The sequence below is a fragment of the Enterococcus sp. S183_ASV_20 genome, from assembly GCF_018919685.1.
Lineage (GTDB): Bacteria > Bacillota > Bacilli > Lactobacillales > Enterococcaceae > Enterococcus > Enterococcus faecalis.
Map to the genome: position 1 here is coordinate 1 of NZ_JAHLRI010000045.1, position 17,312 is coordinate 17,312.

General features: G+C 36.4%; 19 protein-coding genes. 4 read left to right on the top strand and 15 right to left on the bottom strand.

All coding sequences use genetic code 11. The features are described from left to right. Nucleotides 1-171: 171 nt before the first annotated feature. The 3 genes from nusG to rpmG form a co-directional block, all read right to left on the bottom strand. Nucleotides 172-717 (bottom strand): transcription termination/antitermination protein NusG, encoded by a 546-nt coding sequence (nusG, locus tag KQI94_RS12180; RefSeq protein ID WP_002384070.1) that lies wholly within the window; start codon nt 715-717, stop codon nt 172-174. Nucleotides 718-841: 124 nt separating this feature from the next. Continuing rightward, a complete protein-coding gene (gene secE, locus KQI94_RS12185; protein ID WP_002356409.1) occupies nt 842-1,012 on the bottom strand; it encodes a preprotein translocase subunit SecE in 171 nt (56 codons plus the stop codon). Nucleotides 1,013-1,032: 20 nt separating this feature from the next. Then, on the bottom strand, nt 1,033-1,185 hold the full coding sequence (gene rpmG, locus KQI94_RS12190; RefSeq protein WP_002356408.1) for a 50S ribosomal protein L33: 153 nt from the start codon (nt 1,183-1,185) through the stop codon (nt 1,033-1,035). 285 nt (nt 1,186-1,470) lie between these two features. Here rpmG and cbpA point away from each other — a divergent pair, with 285 nt between their 5' ends. After that, nucleotides 1,471-2,109, top strand: a complete 639-nt coding sequence (cbpA, locus tag KQI94_RS12195; protein WP_002365057.1) for a cyclic di-AMP binding protein CbpA — start codon at nt 1,471-1,473, stop codon at nt 2,107-2,109. A 147-nt stretch (nt 2,110-2,256) separates the two neighbouring features. Here the strand turns inward: cbpA and KQI94_RS12200 are convergent, their stop codons facing one another. The 3 genes from KQI94_RS12200 to KQI94_RS12210 all read right to left on the bottom strand — a co-directional run bounded on the left by KQI94_RS12200 (nt 2,257) and on the right by KQI94_RS12210 (nt 5,585). After that, nucleotides 2,257-3,633 carry a hypothetical protein gene (locus tag KQI94_RS12200; RefSeq protein ID WP_002389798.1) on the bottom strand — a complete coding sequence of 459 codons (1,377 nt, stop codon included), beginning with the start codon at nt 3,631-3,633 and terminating at the stop codon, nt 2,257-2,259. Nucleotides 3,634-3,696: 63 nt separating this feature from the next. After that, complete coding sequence (gene murB, locus KQI94_RS12205; protein ID WP_002356404.1) at nt 3,697-4,599, bottom strand: UDP-N-acetylmuramate dehydrogenase; 903 nt, start codon at nt 4,597-4,599, stop codon at nt 3,697-3,699. Nucleotides 4,600-4,670: 71 nt separating this feature from the next. Next, nucleotides 4,671-5,585 carry a Gfo/Idh/MocA family oxidoreductase gene (locus tag KQI94_RS12210; protein WP_002368813.1) on the bottom strand — a complete coding sequence of 305 codons (915 nt, stop codon included), beginning with the start codon at nt 5,583-5,585 and terminating at the stop codon, nt 4,671-4,673. 206 nt (nt 5,586-5,791) lie between these two features. On the opposite strand from KQI94_RS12210, the gene KQI94_RS12215 reads away from it, so the two are divergent. The 3 genes from KQI94_RS12215 (at nt 5,792) to KQI94_RS12225 (ending at nt 7,826) form a co-directional block, all read left to right on the top strand. Beyond that, entirely contained in the window at nt 5,792-6,547 is a 756-nt protein-coding gene (locus tag KQI94_RS12215; protein WP_002368812.1) for an exodeoxyribonuclease III, read from the top strand. Nucleotides 6,548-6,581: 34 nt separating this feature from the next. Continuing rightward, nucleotides 6,582-7,115, top strand: coding sequence for a 3'-5' exonuclease (locus tag KQI94_RS12220; protein ID WP_002356400.1), 534 nt, complete (start codon nt 6,582-6,584; stop codon nt 7,113-7,115). Between the two features lie 120 nt (nt 7,116-7,235). After that, complete coding sequence (locus tag KQI94_RS12225; protein WP_002389799.1) at nt 7,236-7,826, top strand: hypothetical protein; 591 nt, start codon at nt 7,236-7,238, stop codon at nt 7,824-7,826. Nucleotides 7,827-7,925: 99 nt separating this feature from the next. Here the strand turns inward: KQI94_RS12225 and KQI94_RS12230 are convergent, their stop codons facing one another. The 9 genes from KQI94_RS12230 to dltC form a co-directional block, all read right to left on the bottom strand. After that, nucleotides 7,926-9,608 carry an FAD-dependent oxidoreductase gene (locus tag KQI94_RS12230; protein WP_002368810.1) on the bottom strand — a complete coding sequence of 561 codons (1,683 nt, stop codon included), beginning with the start codon at nt 9,606-9,608 and terminating at the stop codon, nt 7,926-7,928. 96 nt (nt 9,609-9,704) lie between these two features. Further along, the gene (gene ahpC, locus KQI94_RS12235) at nt 9,705-10,268 is read right to left on the bottom strand and encodes an alkyl hydroperoxide reductase subunit C (RefSeq protein WP_216454447.1); all 564 of its coding nucleotides are present in this window, start codon (nt 10,266-10,268) and stop codon (nt 9,705-9,707) included. A 240-nt stretch (nt 10,269-10,508) separates the two neighbouring features. Further along, nucleotides 10,509-11,198: an O-methyltransferase gene (locus KQI94_RS12240; RefSeq protein ID WP_002381418.1), complete on the bottom strand. Its 690-nt coding sequence runs from the start codon at nt 11,196-11,198 to the stop codon at nt 10,509-10,511. 612 nt (nt 11,199-11,810) lie between these two features. Further along, the gene (locus tag KQI94_RS12245; protein ID WP_002368809.1) at nt 11,811-12,815 is read right to left on the bottom strand and encodes a lipoate--protein ligase; all 1,005 of its coding nucleotides are present in this window, start codon (nt 12,813-12,815) and stop codon (nt 11,811-11,813) included. Nucleotides 12,816-12,847: 32 nt separating this feature from the next. Next, nucleotides 12,848-13,588, bottom strand: a complete 741-nt coding sequence (locus KQI94_RS12250) for an MBL fold metallo-hydrolase (RefSeq protein WP_002356393.1) — start codon at nt 13,586-13,588, stop codon at nt 12,848-12,850. Nucleotides 13,589-13,733: 145 nt separating this feature from the next. Further along, nucleotides 13,734-14,525, bottom strand: coding sequence for a DUF975 family protein (locus tag KQI94_RS12255; protein WP_002365061.1), 792 nt, complete (start codon nt 14,523-14,525; stop codon nt 13,734-13,736). Between the two features lie 20 nt (nt 14,526-14,545). Continuing rightward, nucleotides 14,546-15,628 (bottom strand): M42 family metallopeptidase, encoded by a 1,083-nt coding sequence (locus KQI94_RS12260; protein WP_024041798.1) that lies wholly within the window; start codon nt 15,626-15,628, stop codon nt 14,546-14,548. A 212-nt stretch (nt 15,629-15,840) separates the two neighbouring features. After that, nucleotides 15,841-17,115 carry a D-alanyl-lipoteichoic acid biosynthesis protein DltD gene (gene dltD / locus KQI94_RS12265; protein ID WP_002356390.1) on the bottom strand — a complete coding sequence of 425 codons (1,275 nt, stop codon included), beginning with the start codon at nt 17,113-17,115 and terminating at the stop codon, nt 15,841-15,843. After that, a partial coding sequence (dltC, locus tag KQI94_RS12270; RefSeq protein WP_253296176.1) for a D-alanine--poly(phosphoribitol) ligase subunit DltC occupies nt 17,115-17,312 on the bottom strand: 198 nt, incomplete at its 5' end. The genes dltC and dltD, both read right to left, overlap by 1 nt.

Below are 17,312 nucleotides of genomic sequence, written 5' to 3' on the forward strand. Positions count from 1 at the left end.
AGATCAAGAGGAACTGATCCACTTGATCTCCAATTATTCTAAGATTTCTCTTTACCAACATCATTTGACAAAGAGCCCTAAAAAAGGGCTTGGAAAAGAAGTCAGTTGACTGCTTTTCCAGACCCTACAATCTGTATCAATCAGCTGAACAATAGTTTGTCAGCTTGTTTATTAATCAATGTTATCGACTTGTTCAAAGTCTAATTCTGTACTTGTTTCACGACCAAACATATCGATGTTTACTTTTAATTTTTGTTTTTCTTCATCGATTTCTGTCACAACACCTTCAAGACCAGAAAAGGCACCTTCGATAATTTTCACTGTATCGCCTAGCGCTACTTCTAAGTCTGATTGACGGGTGCTCATGCCAATTGAACGTAAAATGTGGTTAATTTCTTCTTGTAATAAAGGAGCGGGTTTACTACCAGCACCATGTGAGCCTACAAAACCAGTTACGCCTGGCGTGTTACGAACAATATACCAAGAATCATCGGTCATAATCATTTCCACTAACACATAACCAGGGAAAGTTTTATGAACGATTTCTTTTTCTTTACCATTTTTGACTTCTTTTTCTGTTTCTTCTGGTACAACGACACGAAAAATATAATCGCCCATCCCCATGCTTTGTGCACGTGATTCAATGTTTGCTTTTACTTTATTTTCATAGCCTGAATAGGTGTGCAATACGTACCAATTTCTTTCAAAAGTTTCCATTACTGATTCGGCTCCTTTAAATGTTTTAGTTTATTTTTTTCGAGCAAATAAAAAAAGCTCAGTTTCCCGAAGCTTTTTCTCGAATACTATTATAGCACCCCTCGTCGGGAAATACTAGAATTAATTATTTTAAAATCCAGCCAAATGCCGTTTGGATAACAGTATCCATGATAAAGAACAATGCTGCAAATAAAATAGATGTTTCAATTACAACTAATGTATCTTTACGCAATTGTTTTTTTGTTGGCCAAGTTACTTGCTTCATCTCATCAGCAACGCTGCGGAAAAATTTCATGTTGATACCCTCCTCTAAATCTATTTCGTTTCTTTATGTAACGTGTATTGATTACAATATTTACAGAATTTATTGATTTCTAAGCGTTCGCCACGTTTACCTTCACTAACGGATTTAGAATAGTTGCGAGAGCCACAAACGGAACAAGCAAGAGCTGCTTTCTTTGTTGCCATGTTCTTCGACCTCCTCTATTCACAAATTTACTTCTTAACAGTACCATTATTCGAAAAAGTTGTCAAAGTTTAATTTACTTTTTAAAGAAGCGCTGTGCCGATTCTTACGTAATTTTTTACCATTATCGCGAATACGTGCTTGATTTCTTTTATAAAATATCTGATTTTTCTTTATTTTCTATTTATTTTAACAAAATTGCTTTTATTCTGAGGTCTCAGCTATTGTTTTCTGCTAAGTTATGATATGATAAATTTATTAAAAATGAACCCTTAGGAGGCCTGTTTATGTTATTAAAATCTGTAGTTATTAAAAAAGATAATTTAACAACCGTCAATGAATCTTGTACTCTAGAAGAAGCTCTTTCTATTTTAGAAGACTCAGGTTACCGTTGTGTCCCAATTTTAGACGAATCTGGAAAAATTTTCCGAGGAAATATCTATAAAATGCATATTTACCGCCACAAAGCAAACGGTGGCGATATGAGTTTACCTGTTACCTATTTGTTAAAAAATGCTACAAAATTTATTTATGTCAACACTTCATTTTTCAAGGTATTTTTTACTATTAAAGAACTGCCTTACATTGCTGTTTTAGATGAAAATAATTATTTTTACGGCATTTTAACACACAGCACCTTATTAAATATTTTAGCGCAATCTTGGAATGTAAAACAAGGGAGCTACGTTTTAACAATTGCTTCAGTTGGTCAACAAGGCGACTTAGCAGCCATTTCAAAAATCATTGCCAAATATAGCAGCATCGCCAGCTGTATTACATTGGATGTCGATAGTGAAGAATTTGTTCGTCGCACACTTATTACTTTACCAGCCGGCACAACTGCCGAAACGTGTACAGCCATTGTAGAACATTTAGAGCGGAAAAACTTTAAAGTTGTAGAATTGGAAAATTTAGAAGACGAGTAAAATTTACGAATTACCGAACGAAAACTATTAGTAATATAAGTAAAAAACAACAATATAGTTCCTTTTATGGGAACTGTATCGTTGTTTTTTATTTTCTACTAAAATATCTCTATAATTTAGAGAACTGATGAATCTAAAATTGATTTTTTACAACTCATCAGTCCTTATTGGCAAAGAGCCTCTATAGTCCGTTGATGTAAATGATTTTTTTATTCCGTTTATAGAAACAATGTCATTAATTCGTGCCAAACCATTTGCCGATAAAAGATAGAAGAATGGTAAATACTGAATTAAATATCTAGATCGTCCACCTTCAAATAAAAGCAAATATAGAAATGCTCCTATAATCGTTAATTTTATTATTAATAGTGTACCTCCTTGAATGTCCTTAACAAAAAAAGATAACAACATTCCTAGTAAAACTACAATCCACAGTATTTGCATGACAAACCGAAGATTATTTGTACGTTTTCCTTGTTGATAGTAGGTATCTCTAAGCTTCGTTTGAAATTCACTTTTCGAAGGTTTTGTAGGATTTTGTGGTGTACCATCTCGTCCCCAACCAAAATCGCCACGATCAGTATTATTAAAATGTTTTACTAGAAGAAATTTAGTGTAACCTACCATCCCATAATCTTCCAACCGTTTCTTTATAGTTTCAGTTGTATATTTCTTTTTCTTTTCTAATGTAGGAAGGCTATTCACTTTTCTTGTATCTTTCTCACTATATCCTCCAGATCCAGTCAGACCCATCATTACAAAGTGCGTCCACGGTTTTTGCATCTCAGCATCATAATTAACGATTGTTTGCTGCTTCTGAAAAATTGAAAAACATCCCACAGTTATTATAAAGAAAAACATCGCTACAAAAAATGATAAAACATTTTTTTTATAAAGCTTTCCGGTAGTGAGTAATTTAATTCCCATAATAATAGTCCATGCTATTAAGAATACAATAGAGGAGGGCTTTAAAAGATAACAAATACCTAGAAGAATACCTATAAATATTAAATTCCACAACTGCCAGACAAACCAAGACGATCCCCAAGTATGATTAAACAGATTCATCACCTTAGAAATTCCATACATCAAAAAAAAGAAAAAAGAATTATTAGGATTTATTGATAGGTAATTACTGATAACTTCTTTATTTTCAGGCAAAGCACTTACACCATTAAAAATAGCTGATACATCCCAACCAATAGGAGCGGAAATATTAGTTAAGATAAACACTTGTAAACAAAAGCCAAAAATAAAATAAATGCCTGTAATTAATCCTATATTTTCCATAAATATTTTTTTTACACCAAACAGATATTTATCAATCCACTTTTTAGCATGTTTACTAAAAAGAAGTACTACTATCGCAAGTATTGCTATTAACAGTATCAAAAAAAAACGGTTTGTAAGAGTACTGATTTTTAAGTTATCTGAGCGAAAAGCACCTATTAATGTTATCGAAATAAAAAATAAAAAAAGCCCATTTATGGCTGAAGGTAGCCATTTTTTATAAATAAAATTCATTGTAATCTCCCTATGATCATAATACAAGTATATTTAATCTTCATTTGAAAAATTAAATAGTCTTCAGACTTCTTCACCAATAATTCGAACTTCCGTTTGTAATTCAACATCAAATTTTTCTTTAATCACTTCTTGGATATGTGCAATTAATTCCACATAATCTGTTGCGGTTGCATGATCGATGTTAACAATAAATCCCGCATGCTTTTCGGAAATTTGAGCACCGCCCCATTTTAAGCCTTGTAAGCCAGCGTCTTGGATTAATTTCCCTGTAAAATGACCAACAGGGCGTTTAAAGACACTGCCACAAGAGGGATACTCTAGCGGTTGCTTCAGTTCACGAAGTTCCGTTAATTCATCCATTTGGGCTTTAATTTCTGCATGGTTTCCTTTTTCTAAAGCAAATGTTGCTTGCAAGACAATACAATGTAATTCTTGAATTTCACTATGACGATAACGGAAATTCAGGTCTTCTTTCGTCATTGTTTGGATAGTTCCATCTGCCAACAGCACTTCTGCAGATTGGAAAACATCTTTAATTTCCCCGCCGTATGCTCCAGCATTCATATAAACAGCACCACCGACACTTCCCGGAATGCCACAAGCAAATTCAAAACCAGTTAAATCAGCTGCTAAGGCTTCGTAGGTTGTATCAATCAGCTTGGCACCAGCATCCACAATCATGGTGGTACCGGCTACTTTGATTTCTTTCATTTCTGTTAGCATAATCACGACATCGCGAATACCGCCATCACGAACAATCAAGTTGCTAGCATTGCCTAATACTAACCATGAAAGTCCTTGTTCTCGGCAATACGCCACAATCTCTTCAACTTCTTTTTTTGTTTTGGGTAAGGCCAACACATCAGCTGGTCCGCCTGTTTTGGTAAAGGTTACGTTTTTTAATGGTTCATCTACTAATAAAGTAATTTCGTTTAATGTTTCTAACATAGCTTTAGTGTTCACGAAAGTTAGTCCTTTCTTTTCAAAATATCTGTCTTATTCTAGCATGATAGAAAGAAAGTTGCTAGTCCTCTTTAAAGAACATGCCGTTGTTGTTGGCGTAGCATTTCTTCACATAACGCATGACTTTCATAGACTTTTTCTTGTTTTAACTCTTGCTCTTGCGGTTTTTGAATGGCCTGGATGAAAGCAGTAACCATTTGGTAAAAACCTCTTTTTTCCAATGTTGGCGTCCAATCCCCCATCTCTTTTACTTGGTATTCTTCTTCTGTTTGGATGGTCAAATGCGTTAAATTTTCCAAGCGATAAGTACCTGTGGGGCTGGTGACTTCAAAAGTTTCTGTATTGGCCCCAGAGTGTAAATCCATGGAACAAACAATCGTTGTCTGTTCGGTTTCTAATTGTAAAATTGCTCGTTTTAAATGACCTTTTTCTTCCACTAATTTTGACTGCACCACATGGAGCGGTCCTTCCGCTAAATAAACTGCGGTATCAACGACATGTAAAAATAAATCATACATCATAAAACTTGTTTCTCTCGTTGTATTGATGCGGTTCTTTTTAATAAAAATTGTTTGTTTTTCAGGAATATTTTTCAATACTTCCGTATAAGGGGCAAAACGACGATTGAAGCCAACCATCAGGCGCAGATTTTTGGCTGCTGCCAATGCTTGTAATTCTTTGACTTCAGCAAGCTCTTCACTTAAAGGTTTGTCCACAAAGACGTGAATACCAGCCTGTAATAATTGGCGAACAACTGCACCATGCACTTTTGTGGCTACATGGACAAAGCAAGCATCAATCTTTGCTTCAATCAATTCTTCTATGGTCCCAACGGTTTCTGTAAAGCCATACTGATCAGCGATTTTTTGTCGTGTTTCTGGGTTCCTAGTCGCTAATACAAACTCTGCCAAGTGGCGGCATTCACTATAAGTTGGCAAATACGCTTTTTGTGCAATGTTTCCTAAACCAATGACTCCAATTTTCATTCGTTTGTCCTCATTTCTGCTCTTTTTACTATTTTATCATAGACTACTTCTTTCCAAAAATCAGTCATTTTCTCTTTTTCTTTTCAAGTATTTAAAACTTCTTTAAAAAGTATTAGAATAGAAGAAAGCACCAAGCGACCTTTTCTTTGGTTCTGGTTTGCACTGAAACGAGCAAAAGCGTTTCTTATTTGAAAGGAGTTTCAACAATGAAATGTATTTCTTGGAATGTCAACGGCTTACGAGCGGTTGTTAAAAAGAATTTTATGGATGTTTTTAATGAATTAGATGCAGATTTTTTCTGTTTACAAGAAACAAAATTACAAGCTGGGCAAATTGATTTAGAACTTCCTGGCTATCATCAGTATTGGAATTACGCCGAAAAAAAAGGCTATTCTGGCACAGCAATTTTCGCTAAAGAAGAAGCGTTAAGTGTTCGCTATGGCTTAGGTGTCGAGGCTCACGATCAAGAAGGCCGCGTGATCACTTTAGAATATCCAGAATTTTTCATGGTCACTTGCTACACACCAAACTCACAAGCTGAACTAAAGCGTTTAGCTTATCGAATGACATGGGAAGATGCGTTTCGTGCCTATTTAAACGAATTAAATCAAGAAAAACCCGTAATTCTTTGCGGTGATTTAAACGTAGCTCATCAAAAGATTGATTTAAAAAATTGGAAAACCAATCAAAAAAATGCGGGGTTCACGCCTGAAGAACGGCAAAAATTTACTGAGTTATTAGACAGTGGTTTCACTGATACATTCCGTTATTTTTATCCAGAAGCTGAAGGCATCTACTCATGGTGGAGTTATCGCTTTAACGCACGAAAAAATAACGCAGGTTGGCGGATTGACTATTTCGTTGTGTCAGAATCCTTGAATGAACGTTTAGTCAGTGCTAAAATCCATACAGATATTCTTGGTAGTGATCATTGTCCAGTGGAAGTTGTACTTGATTTTTAAGTGTTACTCAACGCGTTGAAAGGAGTTTTTTTTAATGAACTTTTACGCTTTTGACTTTGAAACAGCTAGTTATGATAAACATAGTGCCTGTTCCATTGCAATTGTTAAAGTAGAAAATAGTCGGATTGTGGATGAATTTTACACGTTAATCAAACCAGAAACACCTTTTTTCTGGCGAAATACGCAAATTCACGGCATTCATGAATCAGATGTTGTCAATGCGCCCAAATTCCCTGAAGTCTGGCAACAAATTCAGCATTGTTTTCAACCAAATCGGTTAGTGGTCGCTCACAATGCAAGTTTCGATTGTAGTGTTTTGGCTGGCTGTTTAGATTACTATGGCTTAGAACAACCTAATTACCTTTCTTTATGTACAGTCAAAACGAGTCGCAAACTGTTTCCTGAATTTCCTAATCATAAATTAAATACCGTTTGTGAAAACCTCAATATCACTTTAAATAATCATCATGATGCTTTAGAAGATAGCCGAGCTTGTGCCGAAATTCTTTTACAGCAAGAACAACGATTTGGGGTTGAACCTTTAAAAAAATTAGTATTGGTGAAATAATCCAGTTCTTGTTTCCAGCAAGGGCGTTATCTCTTTCAGTGGCTAGTTGGCAGGAGATAACGTCTTTTCTTTTACATAACTTTTCCTCTAGACCAAAAATTTTTCAGAAAGGACGCGATGATGTATTCGATTCTTTACTTATTCACAGACTCTCTCAAAAATGCGTGGCGCTCAAAAAACCAATTTAGTACGTTGATTCTTATCTTTATTATTAGTTTTCTGACTTTTTCTGCTCTATTATTGACTTTGTTGTTTTCTCGATGGCTTTCACAAATGATTCTTCTTGATAATTATGCAGTGATTCCTCCCTTGAAAATTTTCAGAGGTTTGGCTGGAATCAGCGCTGGAACACTCTTTTTCTTCCTGATTAGTTATATTTGCCGAGCTTTCTTCCTAACTTTTTTAGAGCAAAAAAACGACTTACTGATCTTAGCTCTTTTAGGTACGACAAAATTACAAATTTTAATTAGCTATGCCTTACAACCCATCTATTATTTGATTTTTATTTTGCCTTTAGCTGCTTTTCTAGCCAATAAGCTCATTCAACAGTTTATCCATGATTTTTTCAGCGAGGTACCTGGTTTAATGCATATCGATAGCTACATGCAAGGTATCTTTTTACCACTAACAGGAAGCCTATTGTTCATTTGCTGTTGTGTCTTTTTAATTCTTTTTAGGAAACTCAATCGCCTAATCAAAAGAGATACTTGACTAACTATGCGAAAAAAGTGAGAAATACATCATCTCGACGTATTTCTCACTTTTTTGAATGACTTAGGTTTTTAGGCTAATTACTTTTTTCCGCCTCTTTTAAGCCAAGGCTTCAATAATTTCGGTCATTGTTTTTGAACCAAAAATCATTTGTTCTCCATCAATCAGCATTGCTGGAACGCTCATAATTTTCTTTTCTTTTTTCAACTCTGGAAACAGACTAATGTCCACCATTTCTGCTTCCACATGAGGATTAATTGATGCAATACGTTGGCAAGCCGCCACGACATCGGGACAGAAATGACATGTTAGTGAAACAAAGATTTCTATTTTTCTTTTTGGCAATGCAAGTATGTTCTTTTGCAGACTTGCTTCTAACGGCTGCCCCTCGCTGCCGACATTATAAACCGCCAAAACCAACGAGTTTACTTCATGGCCACTAGGAATACCACTAAATTTAATTCCTGTATAGTTTCCTGCCGCATCTAAGAGCACAACGCTAGGCATTTTTTCAATCCCATACAGCAATTCTTTGGCTGGCTCAGTATCTTTCAAAATCGTTTCTAAAGTAATCTTCTGATCCAGACTTGCAAATTCTGTTAAGAATGACTGAAGTTCCAATGATTTTTCATCACTTGCATCCAAAAACTGAAGCAATGTCACTTTTTTGGTTAGTTTAGCAAAAATACCGCTTAATTGTTGGCGCATACTTTCTGGGAACCACTGATGCTTACCAGTAACTTTCGCTGGCTGTTTTTCTTTTGGTTGCTGACTGTTTGTTTCAGGGGCAGATTGATTAGCTAATCGTTCAGTCATTCGCTTCGTTACAATCGGTTGGCCCGCCTGTGTTTTTTGTTCTGTCACGTAACGTTGCGCATGAGTGGCGGCAATTGCACCGTCTGCAACCGCCGTCACAATTTGACGTAATTCTTTTATTCGTAAATCTCCTGCTGCATAAACTCCGGGAATATTGGTTTCCATATTCTCAGTTGTTGGCACATACCCACGGTCTAAGGCAATTTTTCCTTCAAAAATTTCTGTACTTGGTTTATTTCCAGCAAAAACAAACAGGCCAAATGTACTGTCTTTTGGCGCTTCATAAACCGTTTCTTCTCCCGTCTGGTTATTGACAAACACAGCTTTTCGGACAAAATCATCTCCCGTAATTTCTTTCACTTCTGTGTTATAAACAATCTTAATTTTCGGGTGATTTTTGGCCGCCTCCGCAGTTAATTTTGCACATGTAAAATCGGGTTCTCGGATAATCATCGTTACTGATTTACCGTAACGTGTCAAATAAACGGCCTCTTCCGCTGCTGCATAACCGCCACCAATCACAAAAATATCTAGGCCTTGGAAAAACTCCCCATCACAAGTAGAACAATAGGCCACGCCGCGTCCTGTAAATTCACTTTCACCAGGGAAACCAATTTTACGAGCAGAGGCCCCTGTCGCAATCAATACTGCATATGCTTGGTAGGTTTGACTCGCCGATTGAACAGTTTTTATCGTTTGACTAAAATCAACATCAATAATCTCGTCGTTTGTAAAAGCTACACCGAAGTCTTGTGCTTGAATGCGCATTTCTTCCATTAGTTCTGGACCTGTTGTATGACGAATCGCTGGATAGTTCACAATTTCAGAAGTCGTCGTTACTTGTCCGCCAATTTTGTCTTTTTCAATAATTAAGGTATCCATCATTGCGCGACCTGCATAGATACCTGCAGATAAAGCAGTTGAGCCGCCACCAATAATAATCAAATCGTAGATTTCTTCTGTCACTTGCTTCTCCTCTTTCTTCTGTGTTTCAGAAAAAGAGCTGAACAAAACATTTTCTCTGTTTTATCCAACTCTTTGACCTCTATTTACAAAGCGAATTTAAATTTTACCAACTAAATCTAAGCTTGGCGCAATCGTTTCTTCTCCTGGTTGCCAATTGGCTGGACAAACTTTATCACCATGTTCTGCTACAAATTGAGAAGCTTCTAATTTACGAACAAGTTCTTCAGCATTACGACCAATACCCATGTCGTTGATTTCATAAGATTTAATCTCACCTTCTGGACTCACAATAAATGAAGCACGGTAAGCCATTCCAGAAGCTTCATCTAAAACGCCAAAGAAACGAGCAAGTTTACCGTTGGGATCGGCTAACATTGGATATTTAATTTTTCCAATCGTTTCTGTAGCGTCAGCCCATGCTTTATGCACATAATGACTATCTTCTGAAACAGAGTAAACCTCACAATTTAATTCCTGTAAATGCGCATAATGCTCTTGCATATCCCCTAATTCCGTAGGACACACGAAAGAAAAATCAGCTGGATAAAAGAAGAAAATACTCCATTTTCCTAAAATATCTTCTGTTGATACTCGTGTAAATTCACCATCGTGATAGGCATCACATTCAAAGTCAAAAAGTTTTTGATTAATTAAATTCATTGTCGTTCCTCCTCTGTTTTTTTACTCTTTAAGGATAACAGTTTATAATTATTCCGTCAATAGAATAATTATAAACAAACGAGGTTCTATTAGCGTATAATACTGTACTATTGAGAATTATATGATTATCATTCTCAATTATAAATAGCGAGATAACTTTTTAAATAACATAAAAAAGAAAGCGAATCATTAAAAGAACTTGCTTTTTAATGATTCGCTTTCTTTTTGTGAATACATTCTTTAACTATCTAAAATAATCGTTTCTTTCTCTTTGGTAATTAAAATAACTCCATCACCAAGAGGAACTAAAGTAGAAGTTAAATCAGGGTGCGCCATGACTACATCTAAAAATTGGTTTAATTTACGATGAATCGCTCGATTTTTTTTCGGTACTTCCTCAGCAGGGTCTAAAATTGTCCCAGCTTGAAATACATCATCCACCATCAAAACGCCGCCAACTGGTAGCAACCGTAAACATTCAGGTAAAAATTCAATGTATTTTGATTTGGCACTATCCATAAAAATAAAGTCATAAGGTCCTTCCAACGTTGGTAGAATCTCAGCTGCTTGTCCTTCTAAAAGAGTGACCTTTTCTTCTAAGTCTAGGCGTTGGTAAGTTTTCTTCGCTTTTTTTATCATTACGTCAAAACGATCAATCGTGGTCACGTGACCATCTTCACCGACAAATTGGGCCATCAAGCTTGAAGAAAAACCAATTGCTGCCCCGATTTCTAAAATATTTTTGGGCTTTAGTTGTCCTAGCAAAAATTGTAGAAAAACTACTGTTTCGTGCGGAATAATCGGCACCCCTGCTTCATTGGCTTCCGCCTCCACTGCCCCTAATTCTCCGGGAAGTTTCTTTTGTTTTGTACGCATATACTCAACCAGTTCTGGTTTAACGACTGGTCGATGCATCATTTCGTTTCTCATCACTTTCGCTCCTTTTCGTCCCTTTATTATACGAAGTCCTTGTTCCTCTGTAAAGGATTGAAATAGGATTCTTATTATTTGTTTGAAAATAACATGCACATTCTTAACTTCCTAGCTAAGTGCGGATTACTTCTTGTAAGCACATTTTTTCTTTGTTTCTGCTATTTTTTATTAAGTTTTATTCAGAAAACGTCAAAAAGTAGCCCTCAAGAACATACCTATTGATTTTTTCTCGTTATTTCTTATAAAAATATTTCTACATATGTTAATATTTTCCCTTAAATCACTATTAATTCTTGCTAATTCAAGCCCCAAAACAAGCCTATAACCTTGCTAAAATAAGAAACGTCAAATTTTACTACTTTGTCTGTAAAAATTTGATATCACAAAAGAAAGGAAATCTTGTATACTCTTTACAGATAGTGATTTATAGTGAAGCACATAACCAAATTCCCGGACTTGACTTGGTTCAAGTACATATGCAGGCGAGCTATTTGATAGTTCCCTGATAAAAATCGTTTCGACGATTTTGCACATAGCACTACCTTTCTAAAAGCTAAAAATTATTTTTAGCTAGAAAAAAGACAACCGTTTGAAACGGCTGTCTTTTTTTTAATAAATTAACCCAAGCAAATCTTCTTTTTCGATATTTCCAAAGTATTTTTTAACGTCAATTTGATCAATGGCTTCTTCTAAAGAAGCTTTATCATATTTCACGCCGGTTAAAATATCTTCAACATCTTTAATTTCACCAAGCCCAAAGAAGTCCCCAAAGATTTTAATTTCTTGAATGGCACCATCCGCCACATTCATTTTCATTTCAATTGAACCAATTGGAAAACGATGGCGACGTTCTAAGTTAAATGCAGGTGATTTACCATAATTCCAATCCCAATTGCGATAGTATTGCTCTGAAATTTTGTTAATAGCCGCCCAGTCTTGATCAGTTAATTCATACGTTTTAACTTGGTCGATCGAATCTACGCCGAAAATTTTCAAAAGAATTTCTTGGCGGAATTCTTCCGTTGTCATCTCTTGTTTATCTTCAGATAAAAATGGTTTAATGTTTGTTACCCGTGAACGAACAGACTTGATACCTTTAGATTCGATTTTATCTTTCCGTACTTTCAATGTATTTACAACTTCATCAATATCACTATCAAACATTAAGGTTCCATGCGCAAACATGCGGCCGTTGGTAGCGTACATCGCATTTCCTGAAAACTTCATATCATTAATCACTAGGTCATTGCGCCCTTTTAATTCGGCACCTTCAACGCCTAAGTCCTGCAATGCTTGGATAATTGGTTGGGTAACTTTTGCGAAATCACGGAAAGAGTTGCCGTCATCTGGCATAATAAAACTAAAATTCAAATTACCATGATCATGATAAACGGCGCCGCCGCCACTTAAGCGACGAACAACATGAATGCCGTGCTCATCTACATATTCTTTGTTAATTTCTTCAATTGTATTTTGGTTACGGCCAATAATGATTGACGGCTCGTTAATGTAAAATAAAAGAATGGGCTCATCTAAAGGCATTTCTGTTAACAAATATGTTTCAATTGCTAAGTTCACTCGTGGGTCATTATTTTCATTCGGTACAAAAATCACAATCGGTTCTCTCCCTTGGTATAGTTACTTTTTTAAATCTCAACTGTTAAATCTGGTTGGGCTAATGTCACTGGAATTTCCGTTCCAGCATAGTTTTGCGCTTCTTCCCGTAGTTGTTCCAATGACCCATGTTGTGGTAAATGGGTCAACATCAATTGTTTGACTTGTGCTGCTTTGGCAATTTCACCCGCTTCTCTTGACGTAAAGTGTGCATGATGTCGTTCATTACCTTCAAATAAGTACGTATCCGCTAAGAATAAATCAGCGTCTTTTGCAAAGTCTTCAAAACTTGCTAAGTAACCAGAGTCTCCTGTAAAGACAAAGACTTTGCCAGTCGCTTTTTCAACAATCCGCATCGCGTAACAAGTGACAGGATGAATCGTTTCCATGAAAGTAATTAAAAATGGTCCTACTGCCAACTCTTCTGCTTCAAAATACTCTTTCCCTTCGGAAACGTTAGGAAGCGTTAGTTCTTTGAAATGCATTTGATCTTGTGTATGGCCATATATTGGCAAAATAGGCGTCGGTTCCAGCGTTGGATAAAGCTGACGATAATATTGTAAAACACCTAAATCTGCGATATGGTCATGATGGTAATGCGACAGAATGACAGCATCTAATTTCAATGGATCTAGATAGTTTTCTAAACGCACTAATGTCGTACTGCCTGCATCAATAAGCAAATGAAAGCCTTCAGATTCTAACAAATAGGAACTCGTTCCTTCTCCTTTGTATGGATAAGCACCTAAACAGCCTAAGACAGTCAATTTCATGTGTGGACAACCTCCTTCAATACGATACTTCCATGTTACCATAAAATAACGGAAAAACGAGGTTAAAACGCTTAAATTTTCACAAAAAGACCAAAGAAAAAACCTGAACCCTTTGTCGAGATAACGAAGGATTCAAGCTTCTTTTTTATTCTTCGGCTAAACCTTTTTCTTCTAAGGCAGTTTGATAAAAACTAGCTAACGCTACATAGTTATAAGGAATCACCCATAATAGACCGATACCAATAGCTAAAAAGCCCACAATATACCAACCAATAAAAGAAAATTGTAAACATAAATATTGCCAAAAACGATTTTTCATTAAATATAACGCCTGTTTCAACGCCATCATAATTGGCAGTTCTGGATTATCAAAACGTAGCCACACAGCAAATTGAAAAACGCCACTCACAAATAAACCAATTAAAAAGATCAAGATAGTGGCAACACCAAACGCTAGGAAAAAGGAAAAATCATTTAAGAAAAAGGCTTGGATTTCCTCTGGTGTAACTGTATTAAACATCAATTTGAAATACAAGGTTGTCCCTGCCCCAAATAAAATTGGTAACAAAAATAACAAACCAATTACACGTTCAAGTACTTTTTGAAGTAGGTTGACCACAAATAGCGGACCATAATATTTTCCTTGAAAAACACTCATTAAAATATTGACCCGCACCTTTTCACCACGCAACACCTTCAAGGCTGCGTAATATAGCGCATAACTTAACGCGAATAAAACAAAAATTTGCAGTAATACTGCGGCAAAACTACTTTGAAAAACTTGATTTTCACCAGAAAATAAATTTTGCACAATCGATGTTAAGAAGCTCTGTAAAACCACTCCTAAGAAAGTTAACCAAGCCATGATCCCCCATTGCCCATCAAGAGCTCTGCGAGCATTGGCACGATGTTGCGAATTTGTTACTAAACTTTTCATTCATTCCATCCTTTCTGAAACTAATAACTAGTCAATTTAGCGACTGTTTCTTTATCTAGACGTTTCACCACTTCTGTGACTAATTTGACTGTGTTGAAATAATCATCTTCATGAATAACTGAGGTATGTGAATGCAGATATCTAACAGGCACCGTGATGGCTAATGATGGAATCCCATTGCGTGTTAAATGCATGCGGCCAGCATCCGTACCTCCCCCTGTAATCACTGTATATTGGAAGGGAATGTTATTTTCTTCCGCCACTTGAATAACAAAATCACGTAATTTTTTATGCGGAATCATCGATGCATCATAAATCAAAATTTGTGGCCCTTCACCTAAAACAGAGTCGGCTTCTTTAGGTGTCATTCCTGGTGTGTCACCAGCTGTTCCTGTGTCTAAAGCAAACGCTATGTCTGGATTCACAAGATGCGTACTTGTTTGCGCACCGCGTAGCCCCACTTCTTCTTGCACATCACTGCCTGCAAATAAAATATTGGGGTGCCCTTCTGTCGCTAAATTTTCTAAAACTTTTAATGAAACGGCCGTACCAATTCGGTTATCCCACGCTTTTGCCAATAAAAATTTTGTATCATTCATGCGACGATAGTCAATATATGGTGTCACCATATCTCCTGGATGAATCCCCCATTCTGCAACTTGTTGATCGCTACTTGCACCAATATCAATAAACATATCTGCAATCTCAGAGGGTTTGTTACGAACTTCCGCTGTTAACACATGCGGTGGTTTAGACCCAATGACACCATGGTAAACCTTACCAGTCGTGGTTTTAATCTGAACTTGTTGGGCCAACATCACTTGCCCCCACCAACCGCCAACGGTTTGAAATTTTAAAAAGCCTTTTTCTGTGATTTGGGTAACCATGAAACCGACTTCATCCATATGCCCAGAAATGTAGACTTTTGGTCCTTCTTTATCACCAACATTTTTTGCAATAATACTGCCAAGACCATCATATAAAAATTTATCCGCATACGGTGCTGCATACTTTTTAAATAACGAACGTACTTCGTCTTCATTCCCAGCAATCCCTTCAGCACTTGTTAAATCAATTAACATTTTTTCTTCTTTTGCATCCATAAAAATAACTCCCCTCAAAAACCAATTTTATCCATTATACCACGAACTAAAAAAATACTTACAAAAAATAAATTGAGCAACGTTCTCCACTAAAAATAAACGAAAAAACAGCCTGCACGCTCGTTATTCAACGGCAGGTACAGGCTATTTTCATTGTTACGAAGCGCTTCTAGTCCGCTTCAGATAATTGGTACTTGATCCATCTTGCCTTCTTAAAATTGAGGTAAGACCAATGGATTTTGTTGTTGCCAATCTGTCTGATAAAAACGATCATCAATTTGATACGCTAACTTTTTAGACGCAGGTTGTTTCATAAATTCATCTACTTGACGATCAACAGCGAGCCAACCACGCCAACCTAAATGAATCGTGTCCGCCATAAAGTAGCGTTCATTACTACATGTTGAGAAGTCAGCAATGTTAGTAAACCCTTGCTCTTGAAGTTGATATTTCAGCTTGCGTGCTACTTGTTGCAACATATCTTGTGACAAGCCCGTATAGTCCGACCAACGTTTGTTAACAGGTGGGATTACAAATAAAACATCGACATTTTTTTCTGCTAACTGTTCTAACGCAGCTTGGAAATCACCATATTCTGGAGAAAAACGATAATCCCATTTCTTTTGTGAATGAGCTAATTTCGGTAAAACTGGTTTAATCCGTTGGCGATAAAAACCGTTACTAATTTCAAATTTATTATTATTAATGGCTTTTGCCGCAATTTTTCCAGCTAGCTGATCTAATTCATTAAAATTATAAGTAGCAGGTAATTGTTTCATATCTTTTTCAACAATTGGTTCTCTGCTAACCATGCCAATTTGGCTAAACAATTCATCTTCACGATTCAAGAAACGGAGATTCATTATAAAATAATCTCGTTGAGAGCGTTGGGGAAGTTGCCCTGCCTGCAGATTTGCCAAGGTTTCCATTAAGACTTTGTCTTTTTGAACAACTGGAAATTTGGTCAAACGTTGTGCTAGATATTGGTCACCGCTGGTTAATTCGGTTAAATTAGCTAACCATTGATAGGTTTGTAATTGTGAATAGTGTGCACCAAAACTATCATTAGGTACACCCTTTTTGACAAACCATTGCGGAGATAAAATAAAGACCGCTTTTTTATTGGCAATCGCATCGCCCATCGAATGAATGACCATCGCTTGGGTTAATGACTGTGTGCCCGCTTCTCCTAGTAAAAACGGTCGGTAGTTCCGTTGATACTTTTCAGAGAGCACACTAGGGTGGAAAGCACTAAATCGACTTAATTCAGAAGAGCCAAAAAAAGGAACATATTTACCAGAAGCCACTGCTTTGTTTTTAATCACATTGCCTTTTAAAACGTTCGGTGCCATTGACGTTGATGCTTCCTTCAACGTTTTTTCGGAAGTTAAATTGATTCTGAACGGTGCAAAAAAGAACACTGCAACCAAGACCGCTGAACAAAGCACTGGACCTAAGATTCTGATTAGTCGTTTTTTTCTAGACATTATTGTAAAGCTTCCACTTGTTGAATGATTTGTTTTGGTGTTCCCCATACTTCACGGTCAAAGTCTGATACAGGAACTTGGATTCCTAGTTGTCCTTCAATTTCTACTAATAATTGAACCGTTGCTAAAGAGTCCAATAATCCTTCTTCAAATAATTGAATGTCTTGATTGTTCACAACTTCGTCTGTTCCTGTAAT

Excerpts from the sequence above, each read along its gene's own strand:
- nusG (WP_002384070.1), bottom strand. The coding sequence starts at position 717 with ATGGAAACTTTTGAAAGAAATTGGTACGTATTGCACACCTATTCAGGC.
- secE (WP_002356409.1), bottom strand. The coding sequence starts at position 1,012 with ATGAAATTTTTCCGCAGCGTTGCTGATGAGATGAAGCAAGTAACTTGG.
- rpmG (WP_002356408.1), bottom strand. The coding sequence starts at position 1,185 with ATGGCAACAAAGAAAGCAGCTCTTGCTTGTTCCGTTTGTGGCTCTCGC.
- cbpA (WP_002365057.1), top strand. The coding sequence starts at position 1,471 with ATGTTATTAAAATCTGTAGTTATTAAAAAAGATAATTTAACAACCGTC.
- KQI94_RS12200 (WP_002389798.1), bottom strand. The coding sequence starts at position 3,633 with ATGAATTTTATTTATAAAAAATGGCTACCTTCAGCCATAAATGGGCTT.
- KQI94_RS12210 (WP_002368813.1), bottom strand. The coding sequence starts at position 5,585 with ATGAAAATTGGAGTCATTGGTTTAGGAAACATTGCACAAAAAGCGTAT.
- KQI94_RS12215 (WP_002368812.1), top strand. The coding sequence starts at position 5,792 with ATGAAATGTATTTCTTGGAATGTCAACGGCTTACGAGCGGTTGTTAAA.
- KQI94_RS12220 (WP_002356400.1), top strand. The coding sequence starts at position 6,582 with ATGAACTTTTACGCTTTTGACTTTGAAACAGCTAGTTATGATAAACAT.
- KQI94_RS12225 (WP_002389799.1), top strand. The coding sequence starts at position 7,236 with ATGTATTCGATTCTTTACTTATTCACAGACTCTCTCAAAAATGCGTGG.
- ahpC (WP_216454447.1), bottom strand. The coding sequence starts at position 10,268 with ATGAATTTAATTAATCAAAAACTTTTTGACTTTGAATGTGATGCCTAT.
- KQI94_RS12240 (WP_002381418.1), bottom strand. The coding sequence starts at position 11,198 with ATGAGAAACGAAATGATGCATCGACCAGTCGTTAAACCAGAACTGGTT.
- KQI94_RS12250 (WP_002356393.1), bottom strand. The coding sequence starts at position 13,588 with ATGAAATTGACTGTCTTAGGCTGTTTAGGTGCTTATCCATACAAAGGA.
- KQI94_RS12255 (WP_002365061.1), bottom strand. The coding sequence starts at position 14,525 with ATGAAAAGTTTAGTAACAAATTCGCAACATCGTGCCAATGCTCGCAGA.
- KQI94_RS12260 (WP_024041798.1), bottom strand. The coding sequence starts at position 15,628 with ATGGATGCAAAAGAAGAAAAAATGTTAATTGATTTAACAAGTGCTGAA.
- dltD (WP_002356390.1), bottom strand. The coding sequence starts at position 17,115 with ATGTCTAGAAAAAAACGACTAATCAGAATCTTAGGTCCAGTGCTTTGT.